Annotated in this window: 25 protein-coding genes; 20 read left to right on the forward strand and 5 right to left on the reverse strand. The window is 65.2% G+C overall.

What is annotated here, in order from left to right; translation table 11 throughout:
• The 13 genes from AC07YZ_RS23350 to AC07YZ_RS23410 form a co-directional block, all read left to right on the forward strand.
• Window positions 1-75, forward strand: a 75-nt coding sequence (locus AC07YZ_RS23350; RefSeq protein WP_201785588.1) for an EF-Tu C-terminal domain-related protein, incomplete at its 5' end; no start/stop codon positions are given.
• Between the two features lie 68 nt (window positions 76-143).
• The gene (gene rpsJ, locus AC07YZ_RS23355; RefSeq protein ID WP_068174613.1) at window positions 144-458 is read left to right on the forward strand and encodes a 30S ribosomal protein S10; all 315 of its coding nucleotides are present in this window, start codon (window positions 144-146) and stop codon (window positions 456-458) included.
• Window positions 459-683: 225 nt separating this feature from the next.
• A complete protein-coding gene (gene rplC, locus AC07YZ_RS23360) occupies window positions 684-1,358 on the forward strand; it encodes a 50S ribosomal protein L3 (protein ID WP_068174615.1) in 675 nt (224 codons plus the stop codon).
• Window positions 1,358-1,978, forward strand: coding sequence for a 50S ribosomal protein L4 (rplD, locus tag AC07YZ_RS23365; protein ID WP_226490993.1), 621 nt, complete (start codon window positions 1,358-1,360; stop codon window positions 1,976-1,978). The genes rplC and rplD overlap by 1 nt, the downstream gene beginning before the upstream one ends.
• Window positions 1,975-2,289 (forward strand): 50S ribosomal protein L23, encoded by a 315-nt coding sequence (rplW, locus tag AC07YZ_RS23370; RefSeq protein WP_226490994.1) that lies wholly within the window; start codon window positions 1,975-1,977, stop codon window positions 2,287-2,289. The genes rplD and rplW overlap by 4 nt, the downstream gene beginning before the upstream one ends.
• 2 nt (window positions 2,290-2,291) lie before the next feature.
• Window positions 2,292-3,116: a 50S ribosomal protein L2 gene (rplB, locus tag AC07YZ_RS23375; protein ID WP_066272349.1), complete on the forward strand. Its 825-nt coding sequence runs from the start codon at window positions 2,292-2,294 to the stop codon at window positions 3,114-3,116.
• Between the two features lie 12 nt (window positions 3,117-3,128).
• The gene (gene rpsS / locus AC07YZ_RS23380; RefSeq protein ID WP_056266785.1) at window positions 3,129-3,404 is read left to right on the forward strand and encodes a 30S ribosomal protein S19; all 276 of its coding nucleotides are present in this window, start codon (window positions 3,129-3,131) and stop codon (window positions 3,402-3,404) included.
• A gap of 9 nt (window positions 3,405-3,413) precedes the next feature.
• On the forward strand, window positions 3,414-3,749 hold the full coding sequence (gene rplV, locus AC07YZ_RS23385) for a 50S ribosomal protein L22 (protein ID WP_068174624.1): 336 nt from the start codon (window positions 3,414-3,416) through the stop codon (window positions 3,747-3,749).
• A 15-nt stretch (window positions 3,750-3,764) separates the two neighbouring features.
• On the forward strand, window positions 3,765-4,640 hold the full coding sequence (rpsC, locus tag AC07YZ_RS23390; protein ID WP_226490995.1) for a 30S ribosomal protein S3: 876 nt from the start codon (window positions 3,765-3,767) through the stop codon (window positions 4,638-4,640).
• 2 nt (window positions 4,641-4,642) lie between these two features.
• Entirely contained in the window at window positions 4,643-5,059 is a 417-nt protein-coding gene (rplP, locus tag AC07YZ_RS23395) for a 50S ribosomal protein L16 (protein WP_068174628.1), read from the forward strand.
• Window positions 5,060-5,075: 16 nt separating this feature from the next.
• Window positions 5,076-5,282 (forward strand): 50S ribosomal protein L29, encoded by a 207-nt coding sequence (gene rpmC, locus AC07YZ_RS23400; RefSeq protein WP_159589033.1) that lies wholly within the window; start codon window positions 5,076-5,078, stop codon window positions 5,280-5,282.
• Window positions 5,283-5,291: 9 nt separating this feature from the next.
• Window positions 5,292-5,561, forward strand: coding sequence for a 30S ribosomal protein S17 (gene rpsQ / locus AC07YZ_RS23405; RefSeq protein WP_068174632.1), 270 nt, complete (start codon window positions 5,292-5,294; stop codon window positions 5,559-5,561).
• Window positions 5,562-5,691: 130 nt separating this feature from the next.
• Window positions 5,692-6,204 (forward strand): peroxiredoxin, encoded by a 513-nt coding sequence (locus AC07YZ_RS23410; protein WP_226490997.1) that lies wholly within the window; start codon window positions 5,692-5,694, stop codon window positions 6,202-6,204.
• 78 nt (window positions 6,205-6,282) lie between these two features.
• Here AC07YZ_RS23410 and AC07YZ_RS23415 read toward each other — a convergent pair whose 3' ends face one another.
• On the reverse strand, window positions 6,283-6,780 hold the full coding sequence (locus AC07YZ_RS23415) for a GNAT family N-acetyltransferase (RefSeq protein ID WP_226490998.1): 498 nt from the start codon (window positions 6,778-6,780) through the stop codon (window positions 6,283-6,285).
• A gap of 82 nt (window positions 6,781-6,862) precedes the next feature.
• On the reverse strand, window positions 6,863-7,540 hold the full coding sequence (locus AC07YZ_RS23420) for a cytochrome b/b6 domain-containing protein (RefSeq protein WP_494796540.1): 678 nt from the start codon (window positions 7,538-7,540) through the stop codon (window positions 6,863-6,865).
• Between the two features lie 148 nt (window positions 7,541-7,688).
• Here AC07YZ_RS23420 and AC07YZ_RS23425 point away from each other — a divergent pair, with 148 nt between their 5' ends.
• The gene (locus AC07YZ_RS23425) at window positions 7,689-8,141 is read left to right on the forward strand and encodes a c-type cytochrome (RefSeq protein ID WP_494796541.1); all 453 of its coding nucleotides are present in this window, start codon (window positions 7,689-7,691) and stop codon (window positions 8,139-8,141) included.
• A 97-nt stretch (window positions 8,142-8,238) separates the two neighbouring features.
• Here the strand turns inward: AC07YZ_RS23425 and AC07YZ_RS23430 are convergent, their stop codons facing one another.
• The 3 genes from AC07YZ_RS23430 to AC07YZ_RS23440 form a co-directional block, all read right to left on the reverse strand.
• Window positions 8,239-8,763, reverse strand: coding sequence for a TlpA family protein disulfide reductase (locus AC07YZ_RS23430; protein WP_413465702.1), 525 nt, complete (start codon window positions 8,761-8,763; stop codon window positions 8,239-8,241).
• 242 nt (window positions 8,764-9,005) lie between these two features.
• Window positions 9,006-9,458 carry a thioredoxin fold domain-containing protein gene (locus AC07YZ_RS23435; protein ID WP_494796542.1) on the reverse strand — a complete coding sequence of 151 codons (453 nt, stop codon included), beginning with the start codon at window positions 9,456-9,458 and terminating at the stop codon, window positions 9,006-9,008.
• Between the two features lie 43 nt (window positions 9,459-9,501).
• Entirely contained in the window at window positions 9,502-10,767 is a 1,266-nt protein-coding gene (locus tag AC07YZ_RS23440) for a CaiB/BaiF CoA transferase family protein (RefSeq protein ID WP_494796543.1), read from the reverse strand.
• A 69-nt stretch (window positions 10,768-10,836) separates the two neighbouring features.
• Here AC07YZ_RS23440 and AC07YZ_RS23445 point away from each other — a divergent pair, with 69 nt between their 5' ends.
• The 6 genes from AC07YZ_RS23445 (at window position 10,837) to gloA2 (ending at window position 15,677) form a co-directional block, all read left to right on the forward strand.
• Window positions 10,837-11,400, forward strand: coding sequence for a hypothetical protein (locus AC07YZ_RS23445; RefSeq protein ID WP_494796544.1), 564 nt, complete (start codon window positions 10,837-10,839; stop codon window positions 11,398-11,400).
• An 89-nt stretch (window positions 11,401-11,489) separates the two neighbouring features.
• A complete protein-coding gene (locus AC07YZ_RS23450) occupies window positions 11,490-12,758 on the forward strand; it encodes an MFS transporter (protein WP_494796610.1) in 1,269 nt (422 codons plus the stop codon).
• Between the two features lie 11 nt (window positions 12,759-12,769).
• The gene (locus AC07YZ_RS23455) at window positions 12,770-13,216 is read left to right on the forward strand and encodes a PTS sugar transporter subunit IIA (RefSeq protein ID WP_226491004.1); all 447 of its coding nucleotides are present in this window, start codon (window positions 12,770-12,772) and stop codon (window positions 13,214-13,216) included.
• Window positions 13,185-13,454: an HPr family phosphocarrier protein gene (locus AC07YZ_RS23460; protein ID WP_068174652.1), complete on the forward strand. Its 270-nt coding sequence runs from the start codon at window positions 13,185-13,187 to the stop codon at window positions 13,452-13,454. Before AC07YZ_RS23455 ends, AC07YZ_RS23460 begins: the two co-directional genes overlap by 32 nt.
• A gap of 4 nt (window positions 13,455-13,458) precedes the next feature.
• Complete coding sequence (gene ptsP / locus AC07YZ_RS23465; protein WP_226491005.1) at window positions 13,459-15,225, forward strand: phosphoenolpyruvate--protein phosphotransferase; 1,767 nt, start codon at window positions 13,459-13,461, stop codon at window positions 15,223-15,225.
• Window positions 15,226-15,254: 29 nt separating this feature from the next.
• Entirely contained in the window at window positions 15,255-15,677 is a 423-nt protein-coding gene (gene gloA2 / locus AC07YZ_RS23470; RefSeq protein ID WP_494796545.1) for an SMU1112c/YaeR family gloxylase I-like metalloprotein, read from the forward strand.
• Window positions 15,678-15,730 lie beyond the last annotated feature (53 nt).

Raw genomic sequence — 15,730 nt, forward strand, 5'->3', positions numbered from 1 at the left:
GAAGGTCTGCGCTTCGCCATCCGTGAAGGCGGTCGCACCGTCGGCGCCGGCGTCGTCGCCAAGATCATCGAGTAATCCGATTTGTTTGCGGGACCGGGCCCAGGGCCTGGTCCACAAGCGATTGACCAAACAAAGGAATTACCATGTCTTCCAAGCAAAAAATCCGCATCCGCCTCAAGGCCTTCGATTACAAGCTGATCGACACGTCGGCCGCCGAGATCGTTGACACCGCCAAGCGCACCGGCGCCATCGTCAAGGGTCCCGTGCCCCTGCCGACGCGCATGAAGCGTTTCGACATCCTGCGTTCGCCGCACGTCAACAAGACCAGCCGCGACCAGCTCGAAATCCGCACCCACCAGCGTCTGATGGACATCGTGGACCCGACCGACAAGACGGTTGATGCCCTGATGAAGCTCGACCTGCCGGCCGGCGTGGACGTCGAAATCAAGCTGCAATAAGCACACTGTGCAGTTCTGCCGGCAGATGTTGCCGGTGGACTTGCAAAAAAAAAGCCTGCTGGTTATACTGGCAGGCTTTTCAAGCTTTGGCTTGAGAGGTTCGGCTTTGCGCCGATGCGGCCTGTCAATTTTGCAGCTGCCGTATTCCTAAAACGTGTCGGTGCCCTCTGGGTGTGCCGATGCACCATCAGCCCCGGCCAATTGAAGTCGGGAACGGAGAAAACAATGAGTCTTAGCAACTCCCTCGGGTTGTTGGGTCGCAAGGTGGGCATGATGCGTCTGTTCACCGATGACGGGGATGCAGTTCCTGTCACGGTGGTCGATGTGTCCAACAACCGTGTGACACAAGTCAAAACTCAAGCCAACGATGGCTACGATGCACTGCAGGTCACCTTTGGTGTTCGCCGTGCTTCCCGCGTCACCAAGCCCGAAGCGGGCCACCTGGCGAAAGCCGGTGTTGAGGCGGGTGAGATCATCCAGGAATTCCGCGTCGCCTCCGACGTCGCTGCCCAGTACCAGCCCGGTGCCGTGGTGGCCGCCAATGCGATCTTCGCAGCGGGCCAGAAGGTGGACGTGCAAGGCACTTCGATCGGTAAAGGCTTTGCCGGCACCATCAAGCGCCACAACTTCAAATCCCAGCGCGCTTCGCACGGCAACAGCCGTTCGCACAACGTGCCGGGTTCGATCTCCATGGCCCAGGATCCGGGCCGTGTGTTTCCGGGCAAGAAAATGACCGGCCACATGGGCGATCAGACCAAAACCATCCAGAACCTGGACATCTTCCGTGTTGACGAAGCCCGTCAACTGCTGATGATCCGTGGCGCTGTGCCGGGCTCCAACGGCGGTTTCCTGACCGTTCGCCCCGCTGTCAAAGCCAAAGTCAACAAGGGAGCTAACTGATGCAAGTTGAACTCCTGAATGACCAGGGTCAAGCCTCCACCAACGTGGACGTGCCTGAAACCGTGTTTGGTCGCGACTACAACGAAGCGCTGATTCACCAGTTGGTGGTGGCTTATCAGGCCAATGCCCGCCAGGGTACGCGTGCTCAAAAAGACCGTGAAATGGTCAAGCACTCGACGAAGAAGCCGTTCAAGCAAAAAGGCACGGGCCGCGCCCGCGCCGGTATGACGTCTTCCCCGCTGTGGCGCGGAGGCGGTCGCATTTTCCCGAACAGCCCCGACGAAAACTTCACCCAGAAGCTCAACAAGAAGATGTACCGCGCCGGTATGGCGTCCATCTTCTCGCAACTGGTGCGTGAAGGCCGTCTGGCCGTGGTCGATTCCATCAAGGTCGACTCGCCCAAGACCAAGCAGCTCGCCGACAAGTTCAAGGCCATGAACCTGAACCACGTGCTGGTGATCGCCGAAGAGATCGACGAAAACCTGTACCTGGCTTCGCGCAACCTGCCCAACGTGCTCGTCGTTGAGCCGCGTTACGCCGATCCGGTGTCGCTGGTGCACTACAAGAAGGTGATCGTCACCAAGGGTGCCATCGACCAGCTCAAGGAGATGTTCGCATGAGCGTCACGAAATACGACGAAGGCCGTCTGATGCAGGTCCTCGTGGCACCCATCGTGTCCGAGAAAGCCACGCAAGTCGCCGAGCAGACCAACGCCGTGATGTTCAAGGTGTTGCGCGATGCTTCCAAGCCCGAGATCAAGGCCGCTGTTGAACTGATGTTCAAGGTGCAGGTCAAGGGTGTTTCCGTGCTCAACCAGAAGGGCAAGTCCAAGCGTTTCGGCAAGACCATCGGTCGCCGCGACCACGTGCGCAAGGCCTATGTGACCTTGATGCCGGGCCAAGAGCTCAACTTTGGCGGGGAGGCTGTTTAATCATGGCAGTTATCAAGATGAAACCGACTTCACCAGGCCGTCGCGGCATGGTGAAGGTCACGCGTGACCACCTCCACAAGGGTGAAGGTTTTGCGCCGCTGCTGGAGCCTCAGTTCCAGAAGGCCGGCCGCAACAACAACGGTCACATCACCACCCGCCACAAAGGCGGTGGTCACAAGCACCACTACCGTGTGGTGGATTTCCGTCGCAACAAGGACGGTATTCCGGCCAAGGTCGAACGCATCGAATACGACCCGAACCGCACCGCCCACATCGCGCTGCTGTGCTACGCCGACGGCGAGCGCCGCTACATCATCGCCCCGCGCGGTGTTGAAGTTGGTGCCACGCTGTTGTCGGGTTCGGAGTCGCCGATTCGTGTCGGCAACACCCTGCCGATCCGCAACATCCCGGTCGGTTCGACCATCCACTGCATCGAGCTGCAGGTTGGCAAGGGCGCGCAAATCGCCCGTTCCGCCGGCGCCTCGGCCGTGCTGCTGGCACGCGAAGGCATCTACGCCCAGGTGCGCATGCGCTCGGGTGAAGTGCGCAAGGTCCACGTGGACTGCCGCGCCACCATCGGTGAAGTGTCCAACCAGGAACACAGCCTGCGTCAGCTGGGCAAGGCCGGTGTGAAGCGTCACATGGGCATTCGCCCGACCGTTCGCGGTACTGCGATGAACCCGATCGACCACCCGCACGGTGGTGGTGAAGGCAAGACCGGCGAAGGCCGCGCTCCGGTGGATCCGTGGGGCAACCTGACCAAGGGCTATCGCACCCGCAACAACCGCCGCACGCAGTCGATGATCGTGTCGCGTCGCAAGAAGTAAAGGGTTGACAACATGACACGCTCACTCAAAAAAGGCCCCTTCGTTGACCATCACCTGATGGCCAAAGTGGAAAAGGCCGTGTCCACCAAGGACAAAAAACCCGTCAAGACCTGGTCGCGTCGCTCCATGATCCTGCCCGATTTCATCGGGTTGACCATCGCCGTTCACAACGGCAAGCAGCACGTGCCCGTGTACATCACCGATCAGATGGTTGGACACAAGCTCGGCGAGTTCTCGCTGACGCGCACGTTCAAAGGCCATCCGGCCGATAAAAAAGCGAAGAAGTAAGGACCAACCATGAGTACAGAAACCCGCTCTGTCGTTCGCGGCGTGCGCCTGTCGGTGGACAAAGGCCGACTGGTTGCCGACCTGATTCGCGGCAAAAAGGTCGACCAGGCCCTGAACATCCTGGCGTTCACGCAGAAGAAGGCCGCTGGCATCGTCAAGAAGGCCCTGGAGTCCGCCATCGCCAACGCTGAACACAACGACGGCGCCGACATCGACGAACTGAAGGTCACCACGATCTACGTCGAACAAGGTGCAACGCTCAAGCGCTTCTCGGCCCGCGCCAAAGGCCGCGGCAACCGCATCAGCAAACCCACGTGTCACATCTACGTGACGGTTGGCAACTGAAGAGGTCACAGGAATATGGGACAGAAAATCAACCCGACCGGGTTCCGCCTCGCAGTTTCCCGCAACTGGGCCAGCCGTTGGTACGCCAGCAACCGCGATTTCGCGGGCATGTTGGCCGAAGACATCAAGGTGCGTGAGTACCTCAAGGCCAAGCTGAAGAATGCCGCCGTCTCGCGCGTCGTGATCGAGCGTCCTGCCAAGAACGCACGCATCACCATCTACTCGGCACGTCCGGGTGTGGTGATCGGCAAGAAGGGCGAAGACATCGAGAAGCTGAAGAAAGAACTGGCCGCCAAGCTGGGCGTGCCGGTCGCGGTCAACATCGAGGAAGTGCGCAAGCCCGAAATCGATGCCAAGCTGATTGCCGACAGCATCACGCAGCAGCTCGAAAAGCGCATCATGTTCCGCCGCGCCATGAAGCGCGCGATGCAGAACGCCATGCGTCTGGGTGCCCTGGGCATCAAGATCATGTCGTCCGGTCGTCTCAACGGTATCGAAATCGCTCGCTGCGAGTGGTACCGCGAAGGCCGCGTGCCGCTTCACACCCTGCGCGCCGACATCGACTACGGCACGTCCGAAGCCAAGACCACCTATGGCGTCATCGGCGTCAAGGTCTGGGTCTACAAGGGCGACACCCTGGGTCGCAACGATGCGCCCGTGGTCGCGGAAGCGCCGCGTTCCGAAGAAGAGCGCCGTCCGCGCGGTCCGCGCCGCGAGCGTCCGGCAGGTCCTCCTGCCCGCGCAGCGGTTCGCCGCCCTGGCGCCAATGCCGCCCCGGCCGATGGCAGCGACAAGCCTGCCGAAGCCACGGGTGGTGACACCAAACCCGCCGTTAAGCGCGTTCGTAAAGACGCACCCGCATCTGCAGCTGCGGACGGCAAAGGAGAATAAACATGTTGCAACCCGCTCGTCGCAAGTACCGTAAAGAGCAAAAAGGACGCAACACGGGCGTCGCCACCAGTGGCGCCACCGTGGCGTTCGGCGACTTCGGTCTGAAGTCCACCGACCGCGGCCGTCTGACGGCCCGCCAGATCGAAGCCGCACGCCGTGCCATTTCCCGTCACGTCAAGCGTGGCGGCCGCATCTGGATCCGCGTGTTCCCGGACAAGCCGATCTCCCAGAAGCCCGCCGAGGTCCGTATGGGCAACGGCAAGGGTTCGGTGGAGTACTACGTGGCTGAGATCCAGCCCGGCAAGGTGCTCTACGAGATCGTGGGTGTGCCCGAGCAGCTGGCGCGCGAAGCGTTCACGCTGGCCGCCGCCAAGCTTCCACTGCGCACCACGTTCGTGACGCGCCTGTTGGGTCAGTGATTCAGGAGAACACAAGATGAAAACTGCTGAACTGCGCCAAAAGGATGTGGCCGGCCTCGAAGCCGAAGTGAAATCGCTGCAAAAGGCCCACTTCGGTCTGCGCATGCAAAAAGCCACGCAACAACTCAACAACAACGCCACGCTGGGCGACACCCGTCGCGCGATTGCCCGAGCCAAGACCATCCTGGCCGAGAAGCAGCGTGCTGCGGCCGCGGCCAAATAAGGAGTGACCATGACGGAAGCTAAAACATCCCTCAAGCGCACCTTGGTTGGCAAGGTGGTCAGCGACAAGCGTGCCAAGACCGTGACGGTTCTGGTCGAGCGCCGTGTGAAGCACGAGCTCTACGACAAGATCGTTGCCAAGTCGAGCAAGTACCACGCACACGACGAAAACGGCGAATACAAGACGGGCGACGTGATCGAGATCACCGAAAGCCGTCCGCTGTCCAAGACGAAGAACTGGGTGGCCACGCGTCTGGTGCAGAAAGCCGCACTGGTGTAAGCCTCTTTGTGCTGCGTGCAGCACGGATCTGAAAAGCGACCGACAATCCGGTCGCTTTTTCTTTTTCCGGCCCCCCAGTTTTGCGGGGCCACCACTGGCCTGAGGGCCTTATCTGTACGAGGAGCGACACATGATCCAGGTGGGAGACAAGATTCCGGCGGCCACGCTGATGGAGTACGTCGAGGTGGAAGGCAATGGCTGCAGCATCGGTCCGAATCCGGTCGATACGCAGAAGGCCAGTGCGGGCAAGACCATCGCCGTGTTTGGTTTGCCCGGTGCGTTCACGCCCACCTGCTCGGCCAAGCATGTGCCCGGTTATGTGGAGCAGTTCGACGCGTTCAAAGCGGCGGGCGTGGACGAAATCTGGTGCCTGAGCGTGAACGATGCGTTCGTCATGGGGGCCTGGGCCCGCGACCAGAAGACCGGCGACAAGGTTCGCATGCTCGGTGACGGCGATGCCGCTTTCGCCAAGGCCACCGGCCTGACGCTGGACCTGACGGGCAAAGGCCTGGGTCTGCGCAGCAACCGCTATTCCATGCTGGTCAAGGATGGCGTGGTGCAGACGCTGAACATCGAGGGGCCTGGCAAGTTCGAAGTGAGCGACGCAGCTACCTTGCTGGCACAGGCACGCGCGGCCGGCTGAGTTTTCTGAAGAACCCGAAAGAGGGGGCAGATCGCCATCGGCGGTCTGCCCCCTCTTTTTCATGATCGTGCCCGTGGGTCACAAAGCGACTTTGAGGTAGTGCGCACCGGGCAAGGGGTTGTGGTAGTAGGGCGGAACCTCGATGAAGCCGGCTTCCTGGTAAAGCGCGCGTGCGGCTTCCATGTCGCTCAGGGTGTCGAGCAGCATGGTGGTGTAGCCGGCCAACTGCGCGCGCGACATGATCTGCTCGACCAGTTGCCGGCCCAGTCCGAAACCGCGAAACGCGCGACGCACGAACAGGCGTTTCATTTCACAGGCGTTGAGGTGGTCGCTGTTGGCCAGCGGGCGAAACGCGCAGCAACCCGCGGGCGCGCCGTCCACCCGTGCCAGCATCAAGCCACCCGCCGGTTCAGCGTATTCGCCGGGCAAATGGTCGAGTTCGGTCGCGAAACCCTGGAAACACAGATCAATGCCCAAATCGGCCTGGTAGTCGAGGAAAAGCGCTCGCGCGGCTTCGATATCTTCCGGGGTTTGGGCCAGGTGCAGGGTGATCTCGGCGGAAGCGGGCTCGGTCATGGACACGACAGGATGCGACGGGGCATCGGTGGAAGTCAGTCGGCCTGAGACTATACGACAAGGCGTGCGGGGCCGGTGCAGGTCAAAAGGCCGTGGCCACCCCAAGCCCGACCAGCCTGTTCACCGCCACCGCACACAGCGTCAACACGGCCAACGCGAGCAGGCGGGTGCGCGTCGTGTCCCGCGCGCTGGGCACGGGAGTCCGCACCTGCTTGTCGCCGTCGATCATGGGCCGGACCAGCCGCTCCTTCTTGACCAGCTTGTAGTAGCCGATGGCCAGCAGATGCAAGGCAACGAGCACCAACACAAACAGCTTGCCGACGCTCTTGTGGTAACTGGTGGCCAGGCTCACGGTGTCGCCCGAGACCCAGGCCACCAGCGGGCCTGTGAAGGCGATCTCGTCGTCGCTGAACAGGCCGGTACCGACCTGGGCCAGCAGGATGGCCAGCAAGGCGAACACCGACAGGGCGCCCAGCGGGTTGTGGCCGACCCGGTGCTCGGGGCTGCGGGACCGACCCCGGAGATATGACCACACCACGCGCGGCGCATAGGCAAAACTGGAAAAACGCGACCAGTGTCCGCCCACAAACCCCCACACCAGGCGAAACAGCAGCAGGGTCAGGACGGCATAGCCCACGCGCAGATGCCAGTTCATCCAGTTGCCGCCGACATTGGCGGTGATGAGTTGAGCGACGACACAGACCGCCAGCGCCCAATGAAACAGGCGGGTGGGCAGGTCCCAGACGCGAACGGTGTGCATGGCAACGCTCCCGGAAATCGGCGGACACCGATTATGGAGAAGTTCGGGCGAACCGGGCCCGCTCGGAACCAAAGCGCCTGACTTGCACTCAGGGCGTTGTGGCGCCCCACGCCCACATCCTGGTCACATCTGCCGCAAAGGAGTTCACATGAAGGCTCTCGCATCGCTTGCATTGGTCATTCCCCTGGTCGGACTGTCTGCGCCCGCCATGGCGCAGTTCCAGAAAGCCGAGGACGCCGTCAAATACCGGAAATCGGTCATGACGGTCTTGGGCCATCACTTTGGTCGAATCGGCGCCATGGCCAACGGACGGGCGCCGTTCGATGCCAAGGTGGCGGCCGACAACGCCGCACTCGTGGAGACGCTGAGCAAGTTGCCATTCGTGGCCTTCGCTGAAGGCACCGACAAGGGGGAGACCCGAGCCAAACCCGAGATCTGGACCGACCAGGCCAAGTTCAAACAGGCGGCCGAGAAGATGCAGACCGAGGTGGCCAGACTGTCGGCCGCGGCGAAGACCGGCAACCTGGACAGCGTGAAGGCGGCCTTTGGTGCTGCGGGAGAAAGCTGCAAGGCTTGCCACGACGCGTTCCGCAAGGAATGAGATACCGGGCGCCGGGCCCGATGGATGCCGGAAAATCAAAGAGGGGCTGACGTCGTACAACGTCAGCCCCTCTTTTTTGGGTGGTATGTCTTTAGAGTCAGCTCTGGGCCAGCAGTTCTTCGATCAGGCTGTGCAGGGCGGTGAAATCGGGTTCGCCCACGAAGCGCTTCACGATGCGGCCCTGTTTGTCCACCAGGTAGGTGGTGGGCGTGAGCCGGACGTCGCCCCAGCTCTTGGCCAGCTCACCCGTGTTGTCAAACGCCACCTTGAAAGGCAACTGCCGGGTCTGGGCGAAATTGAGCACCCAGGCCGGCGGGTCGTAGCTCATGGCCACCGCGACGGTTTCGAAACCCTGGTTTTTGTACTTGTTGTGGGTGTTGACCAGCGAGGGCATTTCCTTCACACAGGTCACGCAGGTGGTGGCCCAGAAGTTCACCAGGGTCACCTTGCCCTTGAGGTCGGCGGTGGTGACGGTCGCGCCATCGAGCAGCACGAAGGTGGATGCCGGAGCCTCTTCCCGCGCCGCGCAACCGGTCAGGACCAGCACCACGGAGGCGCTCAGCGCCAGCAGCATGGACAAAAACGGGCGCCGTGAAGCCTGGGGGCGGAATGCGTGGGTCATGGTCGGGGTTCGGCGGGAAGGACGGTGTTTGGCGATGCCCGGCAGATCGATCGGGGGCGCGAAACGTATCGCTTTGAGATCGTCTTGCTCGCAGGGAGTTCAATCCCCATCCACGCCTGGGTTGGCAGTTTAACGAATCGGGCATCGCCCGTGTCTGCGTCAGGTCAAGCACCCGGCACGGGAGTGGCGCCGGAAACGGGGTGTGTGTCCGGTGCCAATCGATGGATCATCGCAGTGTATGCTCACTTCAACGCTTTGCGGGCCGTGGCCAGGCGCGCGTCCAGGTACTCGCCGTAGAAGTCGGGCACGGCCACGCCGACCAGCCGTTCGGCCAGTTCGCGCCCATCCAGCCCCAGGAACAAGACCGTGGGTGCAAAACGCGCCTTCCACCGCCGTGCCTGCTCAGCCGGGGTGGTGTTTTCGCCGTCGAAGCCCTGCAGGTTGCTGGTGCGGTCCCGGATGTCGATCTGCACCGCGTGCACCAGACCCTCGCGTCGCAGGGGCAGCAGGTGGTGATTGCGCACCAGGTCGCAGTAAGGGCAGCCCGCCAGCGTGGTCATGACCACCAGCGGTTCGCCGCGTGCGGCCGCGGCCTGGCCGGCCGCGCGCAGGGACGCCGGGCTGGGCAGCGCGGTCGAGACGACCGGCGCCGGGCCGGAGGTGGGCATCGTGGAGGATATGGCGGACGGGTTCATGGGCAGGGCGGTCAGGTTGTGGGGCGGTCGCGGGGCTTCTGCGTCAGACAACGCCCCGCCGTTGAAGTTCAGACCAGCGTTGTGGCGAATCGCCCAGCCAGTCGTTCAGCACCTCGGCCGTGTGCTGGCCCAGCAGCGGTGGCGGCAGGTCGTTGCGCACCGGGGTGGCGCTGAGTTTGAGCGGGCTCGCCACCAGGTCCAGCGTGTCGGCCAGCGGGTGGGTCCAGCCGTGGACCATGCCGCGCGAGCGCACGTGTTCGTCGGCAAACACCTCGGCCAGGTTGTTGATCGGGCCGCAGGGGACCTTGGCCGCTTCGAGCGCGCCGAGCCAGTCGGCCTTGCCGCGGGTCTTCATCAGCGCCGCCAGCTCGGGCACCAGGGTGTCGCGGTGGCGCACGCGGTCCTGGTTGCGGGCGAAACGCGCGTCCACGGCCAGTTCGGGCCGGCCGGCCACCTCGCAGAACTTGGCGAACTGACCGTCGTTGCCCACCGCAAGAATGATGTGTTGTGGCACGCCCTGCGCGTCGGGTGCCACCTCGAACACCTGGTAGGGCACGATGTTGGCGTGCGCGTTGCCGGCGCGCCCCGGTACCTTGCCGTCTTCGCGGCCCCGCACCAGGTAGTTGGCGCCCAGGTTGGCCAGCATCGCCACCTGGGTGTCGAGCAGCGCCATGTCGATGTGCTGGCCAACGCCGGTGCGCTCGGCGTGGCGCAGCGCGGCCTGGATCGCCACGGTGGCGTACAGGCCGGTGAACAGGTCGGCGACGGCCACGCCCACCTTTTGCGGCCCACCGCCGGGCAGGTCGTCGCGCTCGCCGGTCACGCTCATCAGGCCGCCCATGGCCTGGATCGCGAAGTCGTAGCCAGCGCGGTCCTTGTAGGGCCCGGTCTGGCCAAAACCGGTGATCGAGCAGTAGACCAGCCTGGGGTTGATCGCCCGCAGCCGCTCGTAGTCCAGCCCGTAGCGCGCCATGTCGCCGACCTTGTAGTTCTCGACGAACACGTCGGCCTGGGCCGCGAGTTCGCGGATCAGGGCCTGGCCCTCGGGCTGGGCGATGTCGCAGGTGATGGAGCGCTTGTTGCGGTTGGCGCCGAGGTAATAGGCGGCCTCGGCGGTGTCGGCGCCGTCGCGACCCCTGAGGAAAGGAGGACCCCAGCCGCGCGTGTCGTCGCCGCCGGGGTGGTTGGGGCCGGGCGGGCGTTCCACCTTCACCACGTCGGCGCCCAGATCGGCCAGCGTCTGGGTGCACCAGGGGCCGGCGAGCACGCGCGACAAATCGAGTATGCGGATACCATCCAGAGCGTTCATTTCGCCATTGTGCGCGACCCGGTATGCGCCGACTGTCGCTGATGCAAGGCCGACTTCTGCTGGAATCCCATGCTGCTCCCTGTCCTGGCCGGTGTGCGACGCGCGTGCCGTTCGCTGCCCCGTGTCGCCGGTCCGGCCGTGCTGGCCTTGTGTGCCTGCAGCCCCACCTTCAACTGGCGCGAGCTGCGCCCCGAGGGCACGCCCTTGCTGGCCCTCATGCCCTGCAAGCCCGAAAGCGCGGTGCGCCCCGTGCCGCTGGGCGGCGCGCCGACCGAGCTGCACATGCACAGCTGCGACACCGGCGGCCTGACCTTTGCCGTGGCCTGGGCCGACGTGGGGGAGCAGGCCCGGGTGCCCGAAGCGCTGGCGCGGTGGCGCGTGGCCACGCTGGCTTCGATGCGGGTGGACCCGGCGCTCGCGGGCGCGCCGCAGACGCAGTGGAGCGCCTCGGTGCCGGGGGCCGAGCGGGCGCAGGGGCTGGTGGCGGGTGGCACTGGCCACGACGGCCGGGCGGTGCAGGCCAGGGCGCTGTATTTCGCGCGCGGCGCGCAGGTGTACCAGGCGGCGGTGTACGGGCCGGCCCTGCCGGACGCTGTGGTCAGCACCTTTTTCGACGGGCTGCGCCTGCCGTGAAGCCTCCCATCGAATCGGGTGCCCAAACCCCGTCGCACCGCGAGCCGGGCCCGGTGCGCCACGTGCCCACGGCGCCCGGTGCACGGCCGCTGGCCGCGCCGGACCTGCTGGGGGCGCGGGCGGCGGTGCTCGTGTTTCTCGCGTTCGCATTGGCCTACTTTCTGTCCGCACTGGTGCGTGCGGTCACGGCCACGCTGTCGCCCGCGCTGAGCGTCGAGCTTGCCCTGCAGGCCAGCGACCTGGGTTTGCTGGCGGGCGGCTACTTCTTCGGCTTCGCGCTGACCCAGCTGCCGCTGGGCAACTGGCTGGACCGCCACGGGCCGCGGCGGGTGATTCTGGGCTTTCTGGGGGTGGCGGTGCTGGGCTGCGTGGCGTTCGCGCTGGCCACCGGCTTTTCGGGCCTGCTGGCCGCGCGCGTGCTCACGGGCATGGGCGTGAGCGCCTGCCTGATGGCGCCGCTCACCGGCTATCGCCGCTGGCTCACGCCCGCCACGCAGATGCGCGCCAACTCCTGGATGCTCATGACCGGCTCGCTGGGCATGGTGGCGGCCACGCTGCCGGTGCAGTGGCTGCTGCCGCTGACCGGCTGGCGAGGTCTGTTCTGGGCGCTGGCGGCGCTGTTCGTGCTGGCCATGGTCGGCATTGCGATCACGGTGCCGCCCTGGCGCAAGACCGTCGCACCGCCGACCTCGGCCGGGCCGAGTGAGCTCGGTGCGCCGACGGGCTATGGCCTGATCTGGCGCCATCCCTATTTCCGGCAGATGGTGCCCATCGGCTTCGTCAACTATGGCGGCATGGTGGCGGTGCAGACGCTCTGGGCCGGCCCCTGGATGGTGAAGGTCGCGGGGTATTCGCCCCAGCAATCGGCGGCCGGTCTGTTTGGCATCAACCTGTCCATGCTCTGCACGTTCTGGCTCTGGGGTGTGATCAACCCCGGCCTGGCGCGGCGCGGCCTGCCCGCCGAACGGTTGATCGCCTGGGGGCTGCCGCTGAGCCTGTGCGTGTTGCTGAGCATCGTCTGGCTGGGGGCCGACGCGGGCTGGCCGCTGTGGGCGCTGTTTTGTGTCAGCAGCACCTTCGTGGCGCTGTCGCAGCCGGCGGTGGCGCTGGCGCTGCCGGCCGAAGCGGCCGGGCGGGCCCTCTCGGCCTACAACCTGGTCATCTTCGCCGGGGTGTTCACCGTGCAATGGAGCGTTGGCCTGGTGATCGATGCGCTGGCCGTGTTCGGCTGGAGCGAACCCGACCGCTACCGGGGCGCGGTGGGCGCGTTCCTGGGCTGTTGCGTGCTGGCCTACCTGGCCTTTCTGCGCATGCAGCTTCGTGCCCGGGCGCGTGGCACGCCGCCCCAACACCGCTAAACTGCTCTGCTATGAACGGCATCCTCATCATTGCGCACGCCCCGCTGGCTTCGGCCTTGCGCCAATGCGTGCTGCACGTGTTTCCCGACAGCGCGAACGCGGTGTCGGCCCTGGATGTCCAACCCAATGTACCGCCCGAAGAGTCGTTGGCCCAGTCGCGCGCGCTGATGCGCCAGCTCGGCCTGCCCAACACCCTGGTCGTGACCGACGTGTTCGGCGCGACGCCCTGCAACGTGGCGCAGAAGCTGGTCGACGGCGTGAGCTCCAAGCTCATCACCGGCGTCAACCTGCCCATGCTGCTGCGCACCGTGTCCTACCGCCACGAGTCGCTTGACGCGCTCGTTTCGCGCGCCATGATCGGCGCCACGCAGGGGGTCATTCAAGTGGCGGTGACCGCTCCCCAGAACCAGGCCCGAAGAGCCACCCATGATCAAGACCACCGTGACCATCAGCAATAAGCTCGGGCTGCACGCACGCGCCTCGGCCAAACTCACCAAACTCGCGGCCAGCTTTGCCAGCGAGGTGTGGATGTCGCGCGGCGAGCGCCGTGTCAACGCCAAGAGCATCATGGGGGTCATGATGCTGGCCGCCGGCCTGGGCAGCACGGTCGAGATCGAGACCATCGGCAGCGACGAGCAGGTGGCGATGGACGCGCTGGTGGCGCTGGTGAACGACAGGTTCGGCGAAGGAGAGTGAGCGCATGAGCTTCACGGTCCACGGACAGGCGGTTTCCCGGGGCATTGCCATCGGGCGGGCCGTCATCGTCGCTTCCAGCCGCGTGGACGTGGCGCACTACTTCGTCACGGCCGATCAGGCCACGGCCGAGATCGAGCGGCTGCGCCATGCGCGCAACGCGGTGATGGAGGAGATCGTGCGCGTGCAGCAGGGCCTGGGCGAGCTTGGCTCCAACGACGCCCATCCCGAGCTCAGTGCCTTGCTCGACGTGCACCTGATGCTGCTGCAGGACGAGCAGCTCATCAATGGCGTCAAACACTGGATCGTGGACCGGCACTACAACGCCGAGTGGGCGCTGACGACCCAGCTGGAGGTGATCGCGCGCCAGTTCGACGAGATGGAAGATCCCTATTTGCGGGAGCGCAAGGCCGACCTGGAGCAGGTGGTCGAGCGCATGCTGCGTTTCATGCGCGGCGTGGCCTCGCCCATCATGGCGCCGGTCCCGACCGAGACCCGGCGCGATGCCGCGCACGACAGCCTGGTCGACGCGCCGCTGGTGCTGATCGCGCACGACCTCTCGCCCGCCGACATGCTGCAGTTCAAGCAAAGTGTGTTCGCCGGTTTCGTGACCGACGTCGGCGGCAAGACCAGCCACACCGCCATCGTCGCGCGCAGCATGGACATCCCGGCGGTGGTCGGCGCGCGCTCGGCCAGCCACCTTGTCGAGCAGGACGACTGGGTCATCATCGACGGCGATGCCGGCGTGGTGCTGGTCGATCCTTCGCCCGTTCTGCTGGCCGAGTACGGTTTCAAGCAGCGCCAGGGCGAGGTCGAGCGTGAGCGCCTCTCGCGGCTGAAGAACACCCCGGCCGTCACGCTCGACGGCCAGCGGATCGAGCTGCAGGCCAACATCGAACAGCCCGACGACGCGGTGGCCGCCCTCAAGGCCGGTGCCGTGGGCGTGGGCCTGTTCCGCACCGAATTCCTGTTCATGGGCCGCAACGGCAAACTGCCCGACGAGGAAGAGCAGTACCGGGCCTACCGCCGCGCGGTCGAAGGCATGCAGGGCCTGCCCGTGACCATCCGCACGGTGGACGTGGGGGCCGACAAGCCGCTGGACCGCACGCCGGTGCGCGGGGGCGAAGACCACCTCAACCCCGCGCTGGGTCTGCGCGCCATCCGCTGGAGCCTGGCCGACCCGGCCATGTTCCTCGCGCAGCTGCGCGCCATCCTGCGCGCGGCCGCGCACGGCTCGGTCAACCTGCTCATTCCCATGCTGGCCCACGCCAGCGAAATCCGCCAGACCCTGGCGCTGGTGGACCGGGCGCGCGAGCAGCTCAACACGCGCGGCCAGGTCCACGGCCCGGTGCGGCTGGGCGCGATGATCGAAATTCCCGCCGCGGCGCTGACCATTCCGCTGTTCCTGAGGCACTTCGACTTCCTGTCGATCGGCACCAACGACCTGATCCAGTACACCCTGGCGATCGACCGGGCCGACGAGGCCGTCGCTCACCTCTACGACCCGGTCCACCCGGCCGTGCTGCAACTGCTCGCGAGCACGATTGCGCAGTGTCGGGCGCAGGGCAAGGGGGTGAGCGTGTGTGGCGAGATGGCCGGCGACGTGACCATGACGCGCCTGCTGCTCGGGCTGGGCCTGCGCACGTTTTCCATGCACCCGTCCCAGATCCTGGCGGTCAAGCAGCAGATCCTGCGCAGCGACACCGCGCGCCTGCAGACCTGGGCGCAAAGCGTGCTGGTCGCCGAGGATCCGGCGGCGCTGATGGCCGACTGAGCGGCCGAGAAGCTGAAGGTATCTGCGCCATGCTGCTGCGCATCCACCACGCGGCGATCATCTGCGCCGACTACGAACGGTCCCGGCGCTTCTACACCGAGGTGCTGGGTCTGCGCGTGCTCGCCGAGCACCACCGCGAGTCGCGCCAGAGCTGGAAGCTCGACCTGGCCTTGCCCGACGGCTCGCAGATCGAGCTGTTTTCGTTCCCGAACCCGCCGCCAAGACCGTCATTCCCCGAGGCTCAGGGCCTGCGGCATCTGGCGTTTGAGGTGGACGATGTGGCGCAGTGCAAGCGCGGGCTGGAAGCGATGGGCGTGGCGGTGGAGCCGGTGCGGGTGGACGAATACACCGGCCGGCGCTTCGTGTTCTTCAGCGATCCCGACGGCCTGCCCCTGGAGCTGTACGAGGCCGCCCAGGACGAAGAGGCGGCGGGTAGGCCCGCGACGGGTTAAAGCGCCGTGGAACCCGATGGTCGAGGCATCTGGCACCACCGGTGCGCGATGCC

It is taken from the genome of Hydrogenophaga sp. GW101-3F08 (genome assembly GCF_059424585.1).